The organism is Lactococcus taiwanensis (genome assembly GCF_017068355.1).
In the GTDB taxonomy this organism is placed as follows: Bacteria; Bacillota; Bacilli; order Lactobacillales; family Streptococcaceae; genus Lactococcus; species Lactococcus taiwanensis.
On the sequence record NZ_CP070872.1, the window covers coordinates 667562 to 685899 of the forward strand.

At 36.4% G+C, this 18338-nt stretch carries 20 protein-coding genes; 7 read left to right on the top strand and 13 right to left on the bottom strand.

The window, feature by feature from the left end:
- Positions 1-235 precede the first annotated feature (235 nt).
- Complete coding sequence (gene fabI, locus JW886_RS03385; protein WP_075524424.1) at positions 236-988, top strand: enoyl-ACP reductase FabI; 753 nt, start codon at positions 236-238, stop codon at positions 986-988.
- A gap of 103 nt (positions 989-1091) precedes the next feature.
- Here the strand turns inward: fabI and yidC are convergent, their stop codons facing one another.
- From yidC to JW886_RS03415, 6 genes are all read right to left on the bottom strand, one after another.
- Positions 1092-2060, bottom strand: coding sequence for a membrane protein insertase YidC (yidC, locus tag JW886_RS03390; RefSeq protein ID WP_075524425.1), 969 nt, complete (start codon positions 2058-2060; stop codon positions 1092-1094).
- A 195-nt stretch (positions 2061-2255) separates the two neighbouring features.
- Positions 2256-3014, bottom strand: coding sequence for an HAD-IIB family hydrolase (locus tag JW886_RS03395; RefSeq protein WP_205872305.1), 759 nt, complete (start codon positions 3012-3014; stop codon positions 2256-2258).
- Between the two features lie 91 nt (positions 3015-3105).
- The gene (locus JW886_RS03400; RefSeq protein ID WP_205271644.1) at positions 3106-3696 is read right to left on the bottom strand and encodes an ECF transporter S component; all 591 of its coding nucleotides are present in this window, start codon (positions 3694-3696) and stop codon (positions 3106-3108) included.
- 64 nt (positions 3697-3760) lie between these two features.
- Positions 3761-4297, bottom strand: a complete 537-nt coding sequence (gene coaC, locus JW886_RS03405; protein ID WP_075524428.1) for a phosphopantothenoylcysteine decarboxylase — start codon at positions 4295-4297, stop codon at positions 3761-3763.
- Positions 4290-4994 carry a phosphopantothenate--cysteine ligase gene (locus JW886_RS03410; RefSeq protein WP_075524429.1) on the bottom strand — a complete coding sequence of 235 codons (705 nt, stop codon included), beginning with the start codon at positions 4992-4994 and terminating at the stop codon, positions 4290-4292. The genes coaC and JW886_RS03410 overlap by 8 nt, the downstream gene beginning before the upstream one ends.
- 142 nt (positions 4995-5136) lie before the next feature.
- Positions 5137-5319 carry a 2-hydroxymuconate tautomerase gene (locus JW886_RS03415; protein ID WP_075524509.1) on the bottom strand — a complete coding sequence of 61 codons (183 nt, stop codon included), beginning with the start codon at positions 5317-5319 and terminating at the stop codon, positions 5137-5139.
- Between the two features lie 238 nt (positions 5320-5557).
- Between JW886_RS03415 and JW886_RS03420 the strand changes: the two genes are divergently transcribed.
- Complete coding sequence (locus tag JW886_RS03420) at positions 5558-6913, top strand: MDR family MFS transporter (protein ID WP_205872306.1); 1356 nt, start codon at positions 5558-5560, stop codon at positions 6911-6913.
- A gap of 47 nt (positions 6914-6960) precedes the next feature.
- On the opposite strand, the gene JW886_RS03425 is transcribed toward JW886_RS03420, so the two are convergent.
- Positions 6961-8466: a helix-turn-helix domain-containing protein gene (locus tag JW886_RS03425; RefSeq protein ID WP_205872307.1), complete on the bottom strand. Its 1506-nt coding sequence runs from the start codon at positions 8464-8466 to the stop codon at positions 6961-6963.
- A 503-nt stretch (positions 8467-8969) separates the two neighbouring features.
- On the opposite strand from JW886_RS03425, the gene JW886_RS03430 reads away from it, so the two are divergent.
- Positions 8970-9287 carry a helix-turn-helix domain-containing protein gene (locus JW886_RS03430; RefSeq protein ID WP_075524432.1) on the top strand — a complete coding sequence of 106 codons (318 nt, stop codon included), beginning with the start codon at positions 8970-8972 and terminating at the stop codon, positions 9285-9287.
- A 39-nt stretch (positions 9288-9326) separates the two neighbouring features.
- Here JW886_RS03430 and JW886_RS03435 read toward each other — a convergent pair whose 3' ends face one another.
- Both JW886_RS03435 and JW886_RS03440 read right to left on the bottom strand, forming a co-directional pair.
- Positions 9327-10325 (bottom strand): choloylglycine hydrolase family protein, encoded by a 999-nt coding sequence (locus JW886_RS03435; RefSeq protein WP_205872308.1) that lies wholly within the window; start codon positions 10323-10325, stop codon positions 9327-9329.
- Between the two features lie 104 nt (positions 10326-10429).
- On the bottom strand, positions 10430-11383 hold the full coding sequence (locus tag JW886_RS03440) for a TDT family transporter (protein WP_205872309.1): 954 nt from the start codon (positions 11381-11383) through the stop codon (positions 10430-10432).
- A gap of 152 nt (positions 11384-11535) precedes the next feature.
- Between JW886_RS03440 and JW886_RS03445 the strand changes: the two genes are divergently transcribed.
- A complete protein-coding gene (locus JW886_RS03445; protein ID WP_205872310.1) occupies positions 11536-12354 on the top strand; it encodes a LysR family transcriptional regulator in 819 nt (272 codons plus the stop codon).
- Between the two features lie 298 nt (positions 12355-12652).
- A complete protein-coding gene (locus JW886_RS03450; protein WP_205872311.1) occupies positions 12653-14770 on the top strand; it encodes a VWA domain-containing protein in 2118 nt (705 codons plus the stop codon).
- A 44-nt stretch (positions 14771-14814) separates the two neighbouring features.
- Here JW886_RS03450 and JW886_RS03455 read toward each other — a convergent pair whose 3' ends face one another.
- The 4 genes from JW886_RS03455 to JW886_RS03470 form a co-directional block, all read right to left on the bottom strand.
- Positions 14815-15300 carry a TspO/MBR family protein gene (locus JW886_RS03455; protein WP_205872312.1) on the bottom strand — a complete coding sequence of 162 codons (486 nt, stop codon included), beginning with the start codon at positions 15298-15300 and terminating at the stop codon, positions 14815-14817.
- 153 nt (positions 15301-15453) lie between these two features.
- Positions 15454-15978 carry an Asp23/Gls24 family envelope stress response protein gene (locus JW886_RS03460; RefSeq protein ID WP_241003796.1) on the bottom strand — a complete coding sequence of 175 codons (525 nt, stop codon included), beginning with the start codon at positions 15976-15978 and terminating at the stop codon, positions 15454-15456.
- A 156-nt stretch (positions 15979-16134) separates the two neighbouring features.
- Positions 16135-16377, bottom strand: coding sequence for a GlsB/YeaQ/YmgE family stress response membrane protein (locus tag JW886_RS03465; RefSeq protein ID WP_075524437.1), 243 nt, complete (start codon positions 16375-16377; stop codon positions 16135-16137).
- Positions 16378-16484: 107 nt separating this feature from the next.
- Entirely contained in the window at positions 16485-16901 is a 417-nt protein-coding gene (locus tag JW886_RS03470; RefSeq protein WP_075524438.1) for a Spx/MgsR family RNA polymerase-binding regulatory protein, read from the bottom strand.
- 397 nt (positions 16902-17298) lie between these two features.
- Here JW886_RS03470 and JW886_RS03475 point away from each other — a divergent pair, with 397 nt between their 5' ends.
- A complete protein-coding gene (locus JW886_RS03475; protein WP_075524439.1) occupies positions 17299-17868 on the top strand; it encodes a thymidine kinase in 570 nt (189 codons plus the stop codon).
- A gap of 120 nt (positions 17869-17988) precedes the next feature.
- A complete protein-coding gene (locus JW886_RS03480) occupies positions 17989-18327 on the top strand; it encodes a hypothetical protein (protein WP_240188570.1) in 339 nt (112 codons plus the stop codon).
- The last annotated feature ends 11 nt before the right edge of the window (positions 18328-18338 follow it).

Here is an 18338-nt window from a genome sequence, read left to right on the forward strand (position 1 = left end):
CTTTTCTTTTGGAAATACTTAAAGGGCGAAACGGACAGAGCGGTCAGTAAATTTCCAGCTTGACAGTTCCAGTTTTTTAAGTTAAAATTTTATGTATCAAGTATTTTGATATACAAAACCTTTTACAATTAATCTTAGCAATTTTTTGTAGGAGTGTCAACTTTTTTATTAGGCGTGTTCGGAGTTTTCTCCTCACAACACGTAAATTAATGAGAGAAAAGGACTTATTTTATTTATGTTTTTAGAAGGTAAAAAAATCGTCATCATGGGCGTTGCCAACAATAAATCAATTGCTTGGGGATGCGCGAAGGCGATGAAAGATCAAGGTGCGACACTCATTTACACCTATCAAAATGAGCGCATGGAAAAACAATTAGCAAAACTATCTGAACCAGAAGATTTGTTAGTAGAGTGTGATGTAGCTTCTGATGAGTCAATTCGCCGAGCTTTTGCTACAATCGAAGCCCGTGTAGGTAAAATTGATGGATTGGTGCATGCCGTAGCTTATTCCAAAAAAGAAGAGCTGGGCGGGAATGTCACAGACATCTCTCGTGATGGATACGCTCTTGCACAAGATATTTCTGCATATAGCTTACTTGCAGTCTCAAAAGCAGCAAAACCTTTACTCGTTAAGGGTGCTGGGATTGTAACCTTGACTTATATGGGTTCAGAACGTGCGATTCCAAACTATAACGTCATGGGAATTGCCAAAGCTGCTCTTGAATCAACAGTTCGGTATTTGGCTGCTGAGATGGCACATGTTGGTGTTCACGTTAATGGGATCTCTGCTGGAGCCATCAAAACTCTTGCAGTTTCAGGCGTAACAGGTTATAAAGATTTGATTAAAGAATCAGATAGCCGTACTGCTGATGGTGTTGGTGTGACGATTGAAGAAGTAGGTCATACTGCAGCATTCCTTGTCAGCCCTCTTGCTTCAGGAATGATTGGAGACATCGTTTACGTTGACAAAGGTGTTCATTTGACTTAAGGATAAATAAAAACTGACCAACTGGTCAGTTTTTTTATAGCCAAAAGTATAAAAAAGTTACTGACCAATCTGTCAGTAACTTTTTATTTGTTAAAGGTGTATATTATTTACGATTTTGCTTTCCAGCATTTCGTCCACCAGTTTTGTTTTGTTTTTCCTTATCATTGCGTTCACTAGTGATGGCTTTAAAATTTTCTTGAACACTGCTAGGAGTGACATCTTTAAGGCCTTCATTATTGATTTTTGGAGGATTTTTTGTAAATTCTTCATCAATTTTTCGGCGCATCCGAGGTTTCATGATAAAGCTGATGATGATTTGTTGAATGACCATTACAAGACCACCTACGGCCCAATAGAGGGCAACACCAGCTGGAGACATGAAACTAAAGATAACAATCATCGCTGGGCTCATGATTAACATGGCCATCCCTGTTTTCTTCTGTTCAGGGGTCATCGATAAGGTTGAAATCCACGTTTGGATAAAGTAAAGCGCACCGGAAATAATCGTTAAGACAATGCTAGAATGCCCCAAGTTAATTCCGTAAAATGTAGCGCTAGAAATTCCTGTGGTATAAGCAGCAGCATTATAAAGGGCGATAAAGAAAGGCCATTGAATCAGCATAGGCAAGCAGCCCAAAGAGGCAAACATGTTGATTCCATTATCTTTTTGAGCCGCCATTAACGCTTGTTGGGCTGCCATGCGTTCCTCAGGAGTTTGTGCATTTTTAACCCGCTCTTGTAAAGGGGCAAATACTGGGGTAAGATAAGCCATTTTTTCTTGCATATAAGTTGATTTGTAAGCTTGGTTTAAACCTAAAGGCAAGATGAGAAAACGGATAATCAAGGTAACTAAAATGATGGCCCAACCATAGCCCATGCTTAGATTATGTGCAAATAAGTCAACAAAAGCAGACATTGGACGCACGAGCAAATTATAAGTTATCCCATGTGTAGCAGCTTCTGTTGGCACGCGCACACCATCAACAATATGTGTTTGGACACAGCCAGACAAAAGCAGAAGACCTGCTGCAGTCAGTCCCGCCAGAGTTAATTTTTTCTTCATTTTTTTCAAATAAGTTCACTTTCTATAAATTAAACATACTTACCTATTTTACCTAAATTTTGACTTAATTTCAATAGGACTAAAGGATGAAAAGTCACTGACAGCTCGGTCAGTACGTTCCTAAAAATCAAAATAAAAACCTGTAAACTTTGTTAAAAAAAAACCTGCTGATAAGCAGGTTTTAATCGCTTTATAAACGAAAGGCTATGCTTTTTCCATAGCAATGATTGCTTTCAAAATTGCTGCAGTCTCTTTCCAATCGCGGACGGTAATGGTTTCAATTCCCATTTGTACAACAGGATAATCATTACCACCTGGTTGAGTCATATCTCCGAAGTAAAGAATTTCATCTTTCGTCACATTAAGTTCTTCCATCAAATGATTCATACCAAACTCTTTGTTTTGACCAGGAACAAAACCATTGATCGTAGTTGTTCCAGCCACTTCAAATTCGAACTTAGGAGCATACTGACTAGCAAGTTCAGCAATCGCATTCCGTTTGGTCATATCTGGATCCCAAGCTTGTTTAGCTTCGACGCCTGCTTTTTGACCGATTGCTGAGTAAGCAATCATGGATTCACGATTTTCATTGATTTCATCCCCAGGAGCAAGAACAGATTCATCCCAGTAGCCCAATTCGCGCGCTGCTTTTTCAAGGGCGCCCATTATGGCATTGGCTTGCTCATCAGTCAGGGCATAATTGAACACTTGTTTCCATTCGCCATCTTTATAGGCATAATATTGAGTTCCTTGGGCAACAAATAAATGGAAATTTTCCAATTTTGCGTGTTCAGGCAAATTGTTAATGATTTGAATCAAAAATTGATCATATTTTTGTCCAGAGATCGGCGCAATTATATATTTTTGAGACAATTCGGCAAGTAATTCGGCCATTTCAGGGAAAATCGGCATTTTTGGTTCATTGAGTGTGTTGTCAATGTCGAAACTTAATATTTTTTTCATAAGTCTTCTCCTATATATTCTATATCAACGCTTACATTATAACATTTTTCTAACAAAAAAAACAATCTCACCTGTAGATTGTTCATTTTAGTTAAGCATGTTGGCGCGCCTTAGTTAAGGCAGGAACAATTGCCATCGTCAAGATGACAGCGATAATCACCTCAGCAATAGAATTACCAGTGATAATAGAAGCAAGCAATGCTCCGAAAGTTTGATGAGTGACCGTCCTAAAGAATAGGAAAATAAAACTTAAAACAAGGACTGTATTTGTTGCTGTCCCCACAAAAGCTGCTAAGCCAGCGCCAAAGCGACGAGGCATCAGTTTATAGATATAAGCTGGTAGAAGGCCAACCAGAACCCTTGGCACAATAGCAACTACCAGAGCCCACATTGAGCCGTGATTTGTTCCTGGTAGTGGTTGTAACGGACTAAAAAGAAAGCTCGAAGGGAGAGTGACAATTGTAGCATTGACCAGACTAATTATTCCCATTACTAATCCAAGGAACGCGCCCTTACGGGCTCCCAATACGATCGAACCAATGATAACAGGAATGTGTAACAGGGTAGGCACGATTGGTAAGGGCCAAACACTATAGATAATTTGACTCAAAATTTGGATGACAACCATGATTGCAATAAAGATGGCTAAAATTGCCACATCAGACGCTTTTGATTTTTTCATAAATACCTCATGAGATGTGCCTATGATAAGGTTAACATTAACACTAATTTAAAAACACATCAATTTATAATGATGGCTGGAGCGCAGAAACAATATCAGCTAGCTCAGCAAGGGCGCCTTCACCAAAATCTCCACAAGCCAGAAGAGATTTTTTAGGCTGAATCATATTATAATCTATTTTTTTAAGAATCTCAATATTTCTTTGGGTGAGAGGATGTTGATACATTTTAGTATTCATCGCAGGTGCCAAATACTTAGGTGTACCAGGTTCCAGGGCCAGAGCGACAGAAGTGACAATATCATCAGCACGTCCTTGTGCCAGGCGGCTGATGGTATCTGCTGTTGCCGGCGCTACGAGAAAAAGCTCTGTTTGTTTTGCCAATTCGATATGATTGACCACAGCAGGTTGTTCCTCGTCCATAATATCCAAGTGGACTTTATTTTTCGAGAGGACTTGTAAAGTTAAGGGCGTGATAAATTGAGTAGCAGCTCGGGTCATCAAGACGGTGAGCTCATGACCCTGCTTCGTTAATAAGGAGACAAGATCAGCGGCTTTGTAGGCAGCGATAGAGCCAGTAACAGCCAAAGTAATTTTAGTCATGACGAAGTTCCTCCGATTTTTTAAGAATTGTTGCAGCAATTTCCGACTTATTTTTCATACTGATGACTCGGTCAGCATCTTTTTCTGACACAAGATAAGCCTGATGCGCCTGTCCCTGAATATTTTCCAAATCATTAGCTATAATAAAATCAGCTTTTGTTTGACTTAATTTTTCGTGTGCAATTTTCAAGAGTCGTTCGGGAGTTACACCTGAAAGGAGTTTAAAGCCAAAAAGGAGCACATCAGGGTTCCACTGCTTGACCGCATTGATAATTTTAGGGGTCTTTTCGAGGAGCATAATTTGGAAATCAGCCTTTGATGAAATTTTCTTTTCTCTTTTTGGCCGAAAAGTGGTTAATGATGCTTCTGTCAGCTCATCAGGTAAATGCTCAAAGTCTGTCATATAAACAGGGCGATAATCGCTCACTGCCATACTGTGTACCACAACATCAACTTGGGGTACAACATCTTGCATCGCTTCATAAAGCGACTGAGTACCCATGATAGGTACTAGGGTCAATCGTTCTTGGGGTTCAGGGCGGAGTGCCTTATCACCTGAGAGCAAGATGACCTCGTGGCCTGCGCGTAAGAAATACTCAGCCGTCAATTTACCAAGTGCACCTGTGGCAAAGTTACTAATTCCACGTACATCATCTATCGGCTCGGTCGTTCCACCAGAAGTAATCAATACTTTCATAATTTATCCATCTTTCCTATTTGCCTTCATTTTAGCCTAATCGAAAAACTTTTTCAAGAAAAGCTTATCTTCTTTCATTTTGGGGAACTGACCGTTCTGTCAGTAAGGATAGAACCGTCACTAACAATAAAGGGGGAACACCTTATTTTTTTCTCATTTCTCCAGCTTGAAAGAGGGTTCCTTCAGGCAAGTCAGTAAAAATAACATTAATTGCTGAAGCAGGCGCACCTGCATGTTTAGAAATGGAAGCAGTAATCTCTTTTGCAATGGCAGCTTTTTGCTCCACAGTACGTCCTTCAAATAACTCTACATGAACAAACGGCATAATATAAACCTTTAAAATATAGCCTAACTATATTTTTCTTTCTATTAATAAACTCTCTCTATTTTATCATAAAAGAAGACAAAAACTTGCAATTTTTTATAATTATAGTATAATGGTCGAGTTATAACTTTCGTACAGATAACATAAGAAATTATGTCGATAGAGAGGCGAAATTATTATTCCTTAAAGAATAATAATTTCGCCTCTTTTTGTTTAAAAATAGGAGGACACTTATTGCATGAAAAAAACACAAAATTTTCACCTTTTAGGTGCAGTGATTGCCGCAGGGCTCTTATCATTTTCAGGAGTACTTATCGAAACAGCGATGAATGTTACTTTTCCAAAATTGATCCAGGAGTTTGGTCTGAATACCTCAAAAATTCAATGGGTAACAACGATTTATTTATTGGTAATTGCAGTTATTATTCCCCTTTCTTCATACTTTAATCAGCGCTTTTCAGCACGCCAACTTTTTATAGTTGCCAACCTCTTTTTTATGGCGGGCGTCCTGATAAATTGCTTTTCTCCTAACTTTACGTTGCTGTTATTAGGACGGCTTTTCCAAGGGATAGGAACAGGAATTGGGCTTCCTCTGATGTTCCATTTGATTTTAACGAAAGCACCTCTAGAAAAAAGAGGAGCTATGATGGGACTGGGTACGCTCACAACCTCGATTGCACCAGCTATTGGTCCAACTTATGGGGGAATTATCGCCAATATTCTTGATTGGCGATACATCTATGTTTTTCTCTTTCCACTCATCATTATTTCGCTGATTCTTGGTTTATTTTCCCTTCCACAAGAAGTACCAAAAGAAAAGAAACCTTTGGCTTGGCGACCTGTACTTACCCTTTCCTTCATGTTTGTTGCCTTTATTTGGGCCTTGAGTGCTGACATTCTTATCTTATTCTTTAGCTTATTGTTTATTGGAGTAGTGAGCGCCTTACTTTTCGTTCATTACAATCGCCAAGAAACCCTTATTCAATTATCTATTTTAAAGCATCGGCGCTTTGTGGCACTTTTATTTAGCCTTTTAGTGTATCAAGCTTTACTTTTGGGCCTATCATTTTTAATCCCTAACTATTTACAAGTCTCAGGAGGACATAATTCCTCTATTGCGGGATTATTCATGTTCCCTGGAGCACTGATTGGTGCAATATTAGCCCCTATTTCAGGGAAATTACTGGATCAGATTGGAGCAAAAAAACCCATTATTACAGGTTTAATTTTGGCAAGTGTGGGACTTGTTCTTCTCTTTGTTCTTCTACCTACAAAATCACTCTTTCTTCTTTTAGGAGCGCACATGATTATGATGCTAGGCCTTGGAATTTCTTACAGTAATCTCATGACTTCTAGTTTAAGTACTCTCAAAGCACAAGAGCTCTCGGATGGTAATGCTTTAGTCAATACGACCCAACAGTTTATTGGTGCGGTAGCAACAGCACTCGTGGCTAGTATTCTCACACTTTTTCAAAGGATTAACGGATTTACGCAGGGGACCAGTAGAGGTACTTCTCTTATTTTAGTGTTATTCTTTATTCTTATTTTGATTAGCCTTAGCTCAGCTTTATATGGTTTGAAAAAAAAGATTTAAGTTCATAAAAAAACCTCGACAGAAACGAGGTTTTTTTATGGTTTAAATTATTTTCTATCTTTTTCTTTTTCCAAAATAATTTTACGGCATTCTGCCAAGATATACTTTGCATCCTTTTCAGAAAGCTCCGCATTAATGAAAAGTTGAGGTGTTTTTGAAAATCTGTCGTTAAAATCAAGGGTGCTTAAGACTAAATCAATTTTATCCTCATTTGAAGCTGTAGTTAGCTTACAATTATATAGAGGATTAAGTACAGAACGTATACTACACATGAGGATTCTTTCTACATAAACAGGCACGTCTGTATCAAGGTAAATATTAATCTCTGGTTCAAAATCTTGAGGAGGAAAAACCATAACATAGGCTTGCGCATAACGTACAGCTAAAGTTTTTCTAGCATTCAGCTCGAGGTGAGGACTCGCCTTGCAGATAAAATCATAAATTGTTGGAATGAGGTGAGGAAATTTATCCATTGCATAAGCTGTTAAATTGATATCAGAGATATTAAAGTAACAATTTGTAAAAGTATCAATAAAGATATGAGAAGCAATCAGAAGACCTACAAATGTATTTCCTTGACTAGTCTCTAATCCGAACTCAGGATGTTGCTTTCTCACAAAATTTATAAATTGACTGATACTACTATAAACGGGATGCGAAAGTCCTTTAATACTATGTAAAAATTCTTGATTATTTTTTCTCGCCATTGAGAAATCAGGAAAGGTCTGTAGAAAATTAAAAATGAATTTTATTTCGGAACTACCAAGAGAAAAATTCTCCTCCAGATAACCCTTAAATGGCTTATAAAAAGGACTTAGTTCAATTAAGATACTTGAGTAACTTGGGATATTGTTCTCAATCGGTTCGAGTTTGATATTTGCTCTGGCAATATTAACAGCAAAAATATAAGCCAATTGTTGACGTTTTCCTGTACTGATTGAGATACCCGTGCGAGATGATATAAAGTTCACAAGACCATCAATTTTTTCTTGGGGAATTAAATCAAAAGGCCAATCTAATCCGCGATAAGTCCGCCATAAAAAAGTAATAAAGCAGTAACGAATGGTAGCCTCGTCTCCTAAAATCACTAGCTCGCCTTTTCGTATAGAAATAGAAGCTTTTACATATTTTAAGAGCTGGTTTACTTTGCGAATTTGACGTTTAAAAGTACTTTCACCAATATAATTTTCCACGCAGAAGGTATGGAGGTTAACGGTTTTATTTGAAAGAAAAAGTTTGACCAATGCATAAATTGGAGTTGATTCAATGATGGCTACCTTCAAATTTTGAAGATCTAACTTATTCCCAAGAAAACGATAATTGTTATTCGGAGAATAAACAATCGCCTCCTTATTATAAACCTTAAGTGAAAAATCATTTAATTGATTAATGTATTTGTAAATAGTCCTCCGATCTAAGCCAGTAGCAGCAATCAACTGTTCAATATTGACACCATCTATTTTATTGTAAAGTAACTTTAAAATGACAACCTTATGTGTAATATCACGATTAAAAAGTGGCTCATAATAGGCTTCTTTATCTTTCTCAAACATTCTTTATCTCCAATGAATATCGTATTCTATCTAATACTAGTATAGCCGAAAGCCTGTCACTGAGCAATACCCTCTTTAAAAAGTAAAGAAATGAATCATTTATTAATAAAAAGTCTTAAAACAAAAGGAAGAAAGCGGTTAATCATCTCCCTTTAAAAATATAAATCCCACTATTTGGACTTTTAGAGTCCAAAAAACGAACAAAAAGCTCTCTTTAGGTTTGTTATAATAAAAGAGCAATGTCCTTCTGGTTGACGGAGGACTCATAATTCTTTGAAATGAATGAGAAGGTGGACTAAAAGTGATGACTAAACGAAAAAATCCTATTTTCAAAAAACAGATTAAAAGAAAGAAAAAAATGAAGATCAAGAACTTGAAGTATAAAAATATCGTAGTAAAGATTTAAGACGATATAATGTTTTAGCCAGAGCTTGCCAAAATTGATAATTTAGTGAGCTTTTTAATTTTAAAATAAAGGTAAGATTAGAAAATATAGAGAAACTATGAGTACAGATAATATATTTTATACGCGCTTAAGAACGCTGAGTCATAAACTTGGAAAATCCCTTAATCAAGTTGAAAAAGAATTGGGCTATCCTAGAAATTCGTTAAATAACTATAAAAACCACCAAATGCCTTCCGGTGTGAGGTTGATGGAAATCGCAGATTACTTCAAGGTAACGCCCGATTATCTGCTTGGTAAGTCCAATAGCATGCAAATTGAATCCGTCAATGAAATATTTGAAGAACTTTCTCCTAAACAAAAAATAGAAATGTACGATCTCTGTAAAGATTGGTTAAATGAAGTGGTTGCAAGTTAATCTCGTAATTAAAAAACGTCCAGAACAGGACGTTTTTTATTAGTTTAGTGAAAGAATATCCTCTTCATTATTAACAGGAAATTCTTTATAGTCTAATTGATTTTTTAATGCTGGAGTTAAGGAAATTTTACGAATCCGTTGGTTATTGTAGGTCGAATAGTAATAGCTCCCAGATTCTGAGCACATAGATGCAGTATAACAAGTATAGTCAATCGAGTTGGAAGCAGTAATTACAATACCTTTAGGAAGACTTACAGATTCTAAAATATGATGAGAAAGGGTAACACCTTCAATCTCATTTGCAGCAACAGTTGTATAATTTTTTAAAAAAGCCGTTCGAACAAAACGAGAAGGTGGGGTAAAATCTCCAGGTAAACCAAATGTTCCTGAACCTTGCCCAAAAGGATCCAGCCTTCCTCCCAAAAAATCAACGGATTCACGTTGATGGGGCGTAAAAGATAAATAATTTCTTAGGTTGGTTTCGTGCCAATGGTAGTCAGGACTATTTGTCATGACTCCCATAGAGTCCTCAATAATCACCATTCCACCAGCTCTAGGCTCAATAATCAAGGATTGACCAGACTTATCAGAAAAGATGTAATGAAGTGGTGGAGTAACATTCAAAGTAGGGTTACTCTCATCAACAATAGTAATCTCTTGCTCGAAAAGTTGTCGGACTTCTTGGAGGTTTTGAGCCCTTGTGAGGACAGTGGGAACTACTTTGTCTGGTGCAATCGCTTGTTTGTCTAATGCTTCTTTACTATATTCGGCAAACCTTGGGAAATAGAGCGTTGCTGCGGTGACCCCCATCTCATTAATACCATCAAAAAGAATAGGCCCACTTTCAGAAAGTTCACCCATCCCGAGGCAACAATATTCGGAAGTTATCGTTGTTTGTGAACGATAAGAGGTTTGGAAAGTTTTATCTCTTGGAATGAAAACAACTTGCTCTGCCATTTCTATTTGGAAATCCATAGTACGTGACAAGAGATGCTTTTTATCTTCTGTTTCTAGTGTGAAACTACTACAACCTATCATATCTTTCTCCAGTATTCATTAAGATTCTTTCTCTTATCCTAATACAAAAGTGGAGGCACTTCAAGTTCTAAAAGCGAACTGAAGAAGCGAAAAAAATGGTTTTATTAATGTTTGAATATGAACGCTACATTTGTTAGGAGAAAGATGAGGTAACGTACCAAGACATAAGTTACCATCATAAGAGCAATAAGGAGTTCAAGATAAGAAAGAAGTGTGAAAAAAGGATGAGAGAGAAGACCATTTTGGAGCACAAGGTGTACAGCTGTAGCTGAAATGACTAAGGGAAAAGTAAAAGCAGCATAGCTAGGATAGAAGTTAGCATGTGATATTTTTCTAATCGTAAAAAGGGTAAGAAAGTAGATCGATTGAGATAATATGAAGAGAAAAATTATAAAATTTTTGCCTTGCGTTCCAAAAACAGAGAGATAACCAACTAAACAAAGGGAACCTGGGGCTGTAAGAATTGTGATAAGAGGCAGAGCAGATTCATGTAACTGTTTAAAAATAAATATACGCTTAATAATTAGAGGAAGGAGTAAAAAATAGAAGAAAAGAGCAAAGTAAATGACAATCTGACCTGTCTTTAAATGAAAAGCAGGACAAGTACTGGCAATTACACCGATGCCTACAAAGGTAATAAACCAGCTTGGGTAGATATTTTCCATTTTTAGTTTGGGAACTTTAATAATATGTAAGAGGAAAAAATAAATCATCAATATAAAATGAAGTACTACCGCGAACCACCAAAGACCGTCGATGAACTTAGTATCTGGGAAAGCACGACAGAGAACGCTACTAATAACCATCAAACTCATTGTAAAAGTTGGCGACACTGAAGCAATGATGGGATCTCTTAAACTCCTTATCGCATGTTTTGGAGTTAACACTATCTTGGCAAAGACTAGACACATTAAAAGTAAACCAGCAAGAATATAGAAAATTCCTAGCGTTTTATGTCCAACTGTTAAGAGAAGGTTTCCTAAAGAGATAAGGGCTAAGATTAGACCACAAATAGGGAGGGGGATTTTTTCTAAAAAATAGATAAATTTTTCTTTCATAAAGACACGTAGCCTCCTAATATATATTTGTACTTTATTACTTCTTACAGTATAAATGACTTGTTTTAATTTGTAAAATGAATTATTATAATAGAATAAATTAAAAAAGATAATTAAACGAGTCCACTTGATAATCTAGTAAAGGAGAAGCCATGTTTCCATTATTTGAAACTTTCATTGCTGTTTATGAAACCAAAAGCTTTACACGCGCGAGTAAATACTTATTTATCTCCCAACCCACTGTTACTGTTCGAATCCGAAAATTAGAAGAAGAATTAGGGACATTCTTATTTTCTAGAGGGCAAAATCAAGAAGTAATCCCGACTGAAGCTGCTATGCATCTCTATGCGCCAGCGCTCAAATATATAAAAAATTGGGAAAAATTACAAGCTGAGATTCAAGAGAAACAATTAAAAAAACACCCCTTTAAGATTGGTGTTTCACACAGTGCTGCAATTAGCCTCATGCCAAATATCTTTAAGAGTTTTGAAAAGGATCTAGAGCATCTGGATGTAGAAATCTCAATGTATGATTCAGAAACAGTGTTTGATCTTGTTTCAAATCATGATTTGCACTTCGGAGTGGTTGAAAAACCACTTGCAAATGAACAAACGGAAACTTTTCCTTTGGGACAGGATGAATTGGTTTTAGCAGGGAGTACGGAAACAGGGACTTTCTTTATACGCGAAGTAGGCTCAGGCGTAGGCCATTACGTCAAAAAATTTCTGAAAGAGGAGAAGGTCTTGCCTAAGAATATTGTGAGAATGAGTAGCAATGAAATGATCATTGCTCACATCCGTGCAGGGTTAGGAGCCTCTTTAATTTCCAAGCAATTTATCACCAAAGAAATTCCTTATCAGGAACTTGGTGAAAAATATCAGAGAGAATTTCTAGGTGTGACTTTTGCTGATGAGCGTGATCCTCTTATTCAAACATTAGTTCAAAAGATAAAACAAACGGTTACTCGCTAACCCAACCAAAAAATAGACTCTAGAAGTCGTTTTTTCGGTTTTCGCTAAAAATATCCAATAACTTTTCATTTTAAAAGAGGAGAAAATGCCTTAAACCAAGCTTTAATGCTTACTTGTTAAAAAAAGATTCTTTACTCTCTTTTTATAATAGGTACGCTGCTCTTAAATTCTTCCTTGAAATCTCTTAAAAGTTAAGTTATTCTAAAGATGACCTTTTATGTGAAAGACTGAAAGTTTAATAAACTTCAGTTGTTCATTTGGGAGAAGGATAACATTTAAAAAGGAGGCAGTTTTAAAAGTGAGATTTTTTAATGAGAATAGGATAGTAAAATGTGGACTAACTATTATTTTAGCCCTATTTTTTATTTCTTTTTTTAACATCAAATCGCCAGCTCATGCTGATACCGCGTCATTTAAGTATAATAATGACAGTAATGGGGTATATATTGAGAACGGAATACCAAATGGGGATACTTACAATTACAATTATGGGGCAGTCAATGGTGTGGCTTTTGATGACGAGGGCTATGTCAACTATTCTGATAAGGCTTACCTCAAAAAAAGTGTTCAGGCGAATGCAAGTAAACAGGGGCTGTTCGATGTGACATTAGATGTAAAGGGCAATCAAGTTGACCATCCAGTCGACATTGTCCTTGTCATCGACTTTTCTTCTTCGATGAAGGGGGAAAAACTTACTAATGCCTTAAAAGGTTTGGATGAATTTGGTGCTGAGCTAAAAAATTCTCTTCAAAGTGGCAATATAAGAGTCGGTATTGTCGCTTATAATCGATATGTTTACGCTACGGATGGCTTAACTGGTGATATTTCAACTTTAGAAAACTTCTTAAAAAATACTGCTGAAAGTCATGCGGGCACTTTCGTTCAGAAGGGGATGATAGAGGGGAAAAAATTATTAGACCAAGGTGGACGAGCTAATGCTGAACATATGTTAATCCATATCGGTGATGGGAGTGCTAATCGAAGCTATTTGCCGGTAGAGGGAGCACCGGAATACACCAATCAGGGTGAAATCACTGATTATAATAATTATCATACCGATAAGTACAACAAGGATTTTCAAGTCAGTTCTGATGCCTATAATACAAGTGATAAATCAGGGACTACTGATGCACAAGGAACTTTAGTTGATAAGAGTATAGTTACCGATGCAACACTAGGTACAGTTGTTCAAATTAAAGAAAGTAATATTAACTGCTATTCAATTGGTGTGGCTCCAAGTGATCGAGGGGTATATATTGCTAAAAATATTGCTTCTACGCCAAATAACTATTTTACTATTGATGAAAATTTAGCTGGACTTGGCGAAGCTCTAGGAAATATTGCAGATAATATTGATAAGACTATCCCAAAGGGGACGATTACGGATCCAATGGGGAAGGATATTCTCTTGCAAGGTGCAGGTAATTTTACATCCGAAAATTATGTGCTCCAAGGTTGGCGTAAAAATGAAGACGGAGCATGGGAAAAAGCAGACGATGTAACGAAAGACATTCAAGTTAGTGAAGAGAACAATATTTTGACACTAGAAAATGTTAGCCTCGGTCAGGATGAACGTATTACCATGACCTACCACGTTCGTATAAATACCGAGAGCGCTGATTTTAAAGGAGAAACATGGTATCAATGTAATGGTGAAACAACATTAGACCCAGAAAGTGATACGGAACAATATTTAGAATTCCCAGTACCGTCTATCAAAGCACCGAAAGTCATTTTAAATGTTGAAAAACAATGGATAAATGTTGCAACACCGTTAATACCTGATTCTATAAACTTTATGGTCACTCGAAAAAATTCTACCTCTGACACATGGACTAAAAGCGATAAGATAACGCTTAGTAAGGATGAGGGGTTCAACAAAACTTATGAAACGTTACCTGTGAATGGTGTTGCTATGAATCTGCCAGTGTATAATAATAATGGGGATAATTTTGAATATCAAGTTACAGAATTAGATATACCTGAACAATTTGAAAGTTCGGTGACAAAAGATGGTAACAGCTTTACTATTGTCAATAAATTATCGCAAGGTGAAGAAGAACACAATTCTACCACGGAAACAGGTTCAAGTAGTTCTACATCAACCATAGATTCAAGTACAAGTAGTTCTACATCAACCATAGATTCAAGTACAAGTACTTCAGCTACTTCAGGCTCAAAAACACCAGTAATACCGCAGGCAAGTTCTAATGATGACGGAACTAACAGTACTGAAAGTTCTATCTCCTCATCTCGTAGTGGTTTGAACACAAAGACATCTGCTAGCAAAAAAGCAAAAAAAGCTTTGCCGAAAACGGGGGAAAAAATGGATAATATGATTGTAGGAGGAATATGTCTTCTACTTATTGGAGGAATTTTTTATCTTTATAAAAAGCCTTTAAATGAAGAGGCATAAAAGCATTAATATAGAAAAAACTGCTGTGAAGCAGTTTTTTTTAGTTAATTTAACAGTGCAACCCCGATACTCAGATAAGTAGCAAAGAGAATCCAGATCAAATAGGGAATCAAGCAAATTCCAGACACTTTATCTAATTTTAGGAATTTAATAAGACAGATAAAGACGATGAGATCAAGAAGTAGAATTGTTATGACTCCGCTCCAATAATAACCTTTGAAGAAGATAATACTCCAAATAAAATTGATGAAGAGTTGAAGTACAAAGTAAGTGAGTGCTAGTCTTGCCTCTGTTTTGTATGTACCGAGCAAACGAAAAATAAGAAAACCGGAAATTGCTATAAGAGCATACAACAAAGGCCAAACGATACCAAAGAGATAGTCAGGAGGTGCTAGGGGAGGGAGCTTCAGGTTATTATATATTGACTTTATATCTCCTGCAAAAAGACTTGATAAAGCGCCAATCCCCTCAACAATTAGGATAAAAGCAATAAAGTATAAAAATGTTTTTAAGTGAGATGTTTTTGACATATTTTCTCCTTTTTGAATAGGTAATAAGAGTTCGGACAAACTTTTTGGAATAAAATTGTTGGTATCGTTTTAAAAGTTTTTTGGAATGTTTAAAGAAGAGGGCCTCAGATACAAAAGACCTCTGTTGAGAGGTCGTTTGTATCTAAGAAAAATTTAATCCACACGGCGCTTATCTGGTGTCATGTCATCCACTTTACCTTTTACTTTGCCTACTTGTTTAGAGGTAAATTCACCAGTACTTTGGGCGGCATCAACTACACGATCTTGTACCGTTACTTCATCCTCCTCTTGCTCAGCTTTAGTTTTGATATCTGTCACGGTCACATTGACTTCCACAACATCAAGTGCTGTAATATCTGCCACTTTTTTAGTAATGACGTTCTTAATTTCTTCATAAATATCGGGCACATTTTTGCCATATTCTGTGATGATTTTTAAGTCAACGGCAACTTGAGTTTTGCCCACTTCTACATCAACACCAGAAGTAACATTGTTTGTGTTGACTAACTTGCCTGTCAAGTTGGAGAAGAAGCCACCTTCAACAGAAAGAAGTCCATCCACGTGCTCGAGCGCATAACCTACAATCTTTTGAACGACTTTGTCTTCATAAGTAAGTTCACCTCTGATATCAGAGGAATCACTAGAGAGGTGAGAGGATTGATTAAAATGTTCTTCCATTTTTTCGAAATTTTGCATGTTTTTTTCCATCTTGTTTTCTCCTATTCTCTTTCTTTTTACGCTTTACTTACTCTACCTATGTCAGCTGATGCAATATAATTTCCTCGCAGCAAAAGTTTTTAGGTTAGGATAGTATTTCTTTTATCTTTCTTTTGATTAATTGTTCAATCGCGATAGAATAAACGATACGACAGCAACAACAATTACTGCTCCAATAATTGATGGGATTAATGCCATCCCCGCTAGAGATGGTCCCCAAGTTCCAAGAAGCGACTGACCTACAAAGGATCCCACTAGACCTGCCAAGATATTAGCTATCCAGCCCATTGAGCTTCCTTTATTTGTGATTGCCCCTGCAATCAATCCAATTAGAGCGCCAACAATTAACGACCAAATCATAAAATACCTCTTTCTAGTATGCAATAGCATACATCTTTAATATTAATCTAACACATTAAGAAAACGTCTTCAAGAAATCTGATTCGTTTTTAAATTAAATTCTTATTTTATGCTAAAGATTCTAACCATTGTTTAAGAAAAACAGAATAGGCTCCGCTGCGCTGAATTTCACGAAATTCGCGTGGGAGAAATTTGCGGATATCATCTTCATTGAAACCCACTTGTATATTGTTCTCATCAATAATAATGGGGCGTTTTAATAAGAGGGGGTATGCTTCGATAGTTTTGAGGAATTGTTCCAGTCTCATTTTTGAAAAATCTAGATTAAGCTCTTTATAAAGATCACTTTGTACGGAAAGAATATCTCCTGTTCCTCCCTCAGTTAGTGAGAGAATCTCGATGAGCGATGCGCGGTTTAATCCGGTCGCTAGATTAATCTCTTGGTATTCTAATTGGTTATCAATTAACCATTTTCGGGCTTTTCGGCAAGAGCCACAAGAAGAGGTTAGATAAAGTTTAATCATAGATTTCCTCACTTCCAAATTATTCTAGACCTAATCATTTTTAGTATTTTTTAAACGACTAGGTTGTATGATATAAAATTCGTTCTGATAGTATAATTATACTGATTAATTCAGACTAATGGAAATAATATTATCTATTCAAAAAATATTTTTTGATAAAGTGTCAACAGGAAAAGGAATAGTTTTTTTAAGAACTAGCTAGTGTCACTTCTCGTTGGTGATGATAAAAAGTACAAGATGAACATTAAAAAGAAAATGAAATATGATATAATTTAAATTGAGTTTTATGTTACTGGCTAATATGGTAGTAAGAAGCTGGATTAGTTTTACTAAGTGGAGGGCAATGAGACTTTTACTTAGTAAAAATTTTTTTGAATAAATAGTAAAGGGAAAAGGGATGGCGCAATTATATTTTAAATATGGGACGATGAATTCGGGAAAGTCAATTGAAATATTAAAAGTTGCTCATAATTATGAAGAACAGGGAAAGCCAGTATTACTAATGACATCGAGCCTCGACACGCGGGCTGGCGTTGGGACAGTAGCAAGTCGAATTGGTATGAAGGCTGAGGCAGTCGCTATTGATGCTGAAACGGCTGTTTTTGATTATGTAGATGCTTTGCCTCAGAAGCCATTTTGTGTTTTGGTTGACGAAGCTCAGTTTTTAAGTAAAAAACATGTCTATGATTTTGCGCGAGTTGTTGATGAGTTGAAGGTGCCCGTAATGGCTTTTGGCTTAAAGAACGATTTTCGTAATGAGCTCTTTGAAGGCTCAAAATATTTGCTTTTATTAGCAGATAAGATTGAGGAAATCAAGACCATATGCTGGTTTTGCAGTAAAAAAGCAACTATGGTCATTCGTACAATTGACGGTCAACCGGTTTACGAAGGCAAACAGTTACAAATCGGTGGCAATGAAACCTACATCCCTGTATGTAGAAAGCACTATTTTAAACCAGAACTGTAGGGGGGAAAAGAAATGTTTTATCATTTTAAAGGAACAATTACTGCCCAGGATTACTCACGGATTTTGTCAGTGATGACGAAGCGTTTAATGCTCGTTTTTTCAGGTATCATGGTTATCGTTATGGTAATTAATCTAGTAAGAAGTCAAGGGCAATGGTTATGGCCTCTTTTATCCGGAATCTTAATCGTAGTTTTGGGTAATTTATTTCTGAGCTGGCAACTAAAAAGTCGCTTTTTAAAAAATTTTAAACCTCAGACACTTGATATTTATCTCACCGAGGAGCAAATCAAAGCGCAAATGAATGTGAGAAATGTAGAGATTTTTTCTGATCGAGTCCATTTTTTTGAAGGAAAAAATAAAGTGTTGATATTGAAAAAAGAAATGTTGCAGGATGTGACACAGTGGGAATCCTTTGTTAAAATGGCACAAAATTTACCTCTGAAAAAAACTAAAAAATAAAAGGAAAAAAA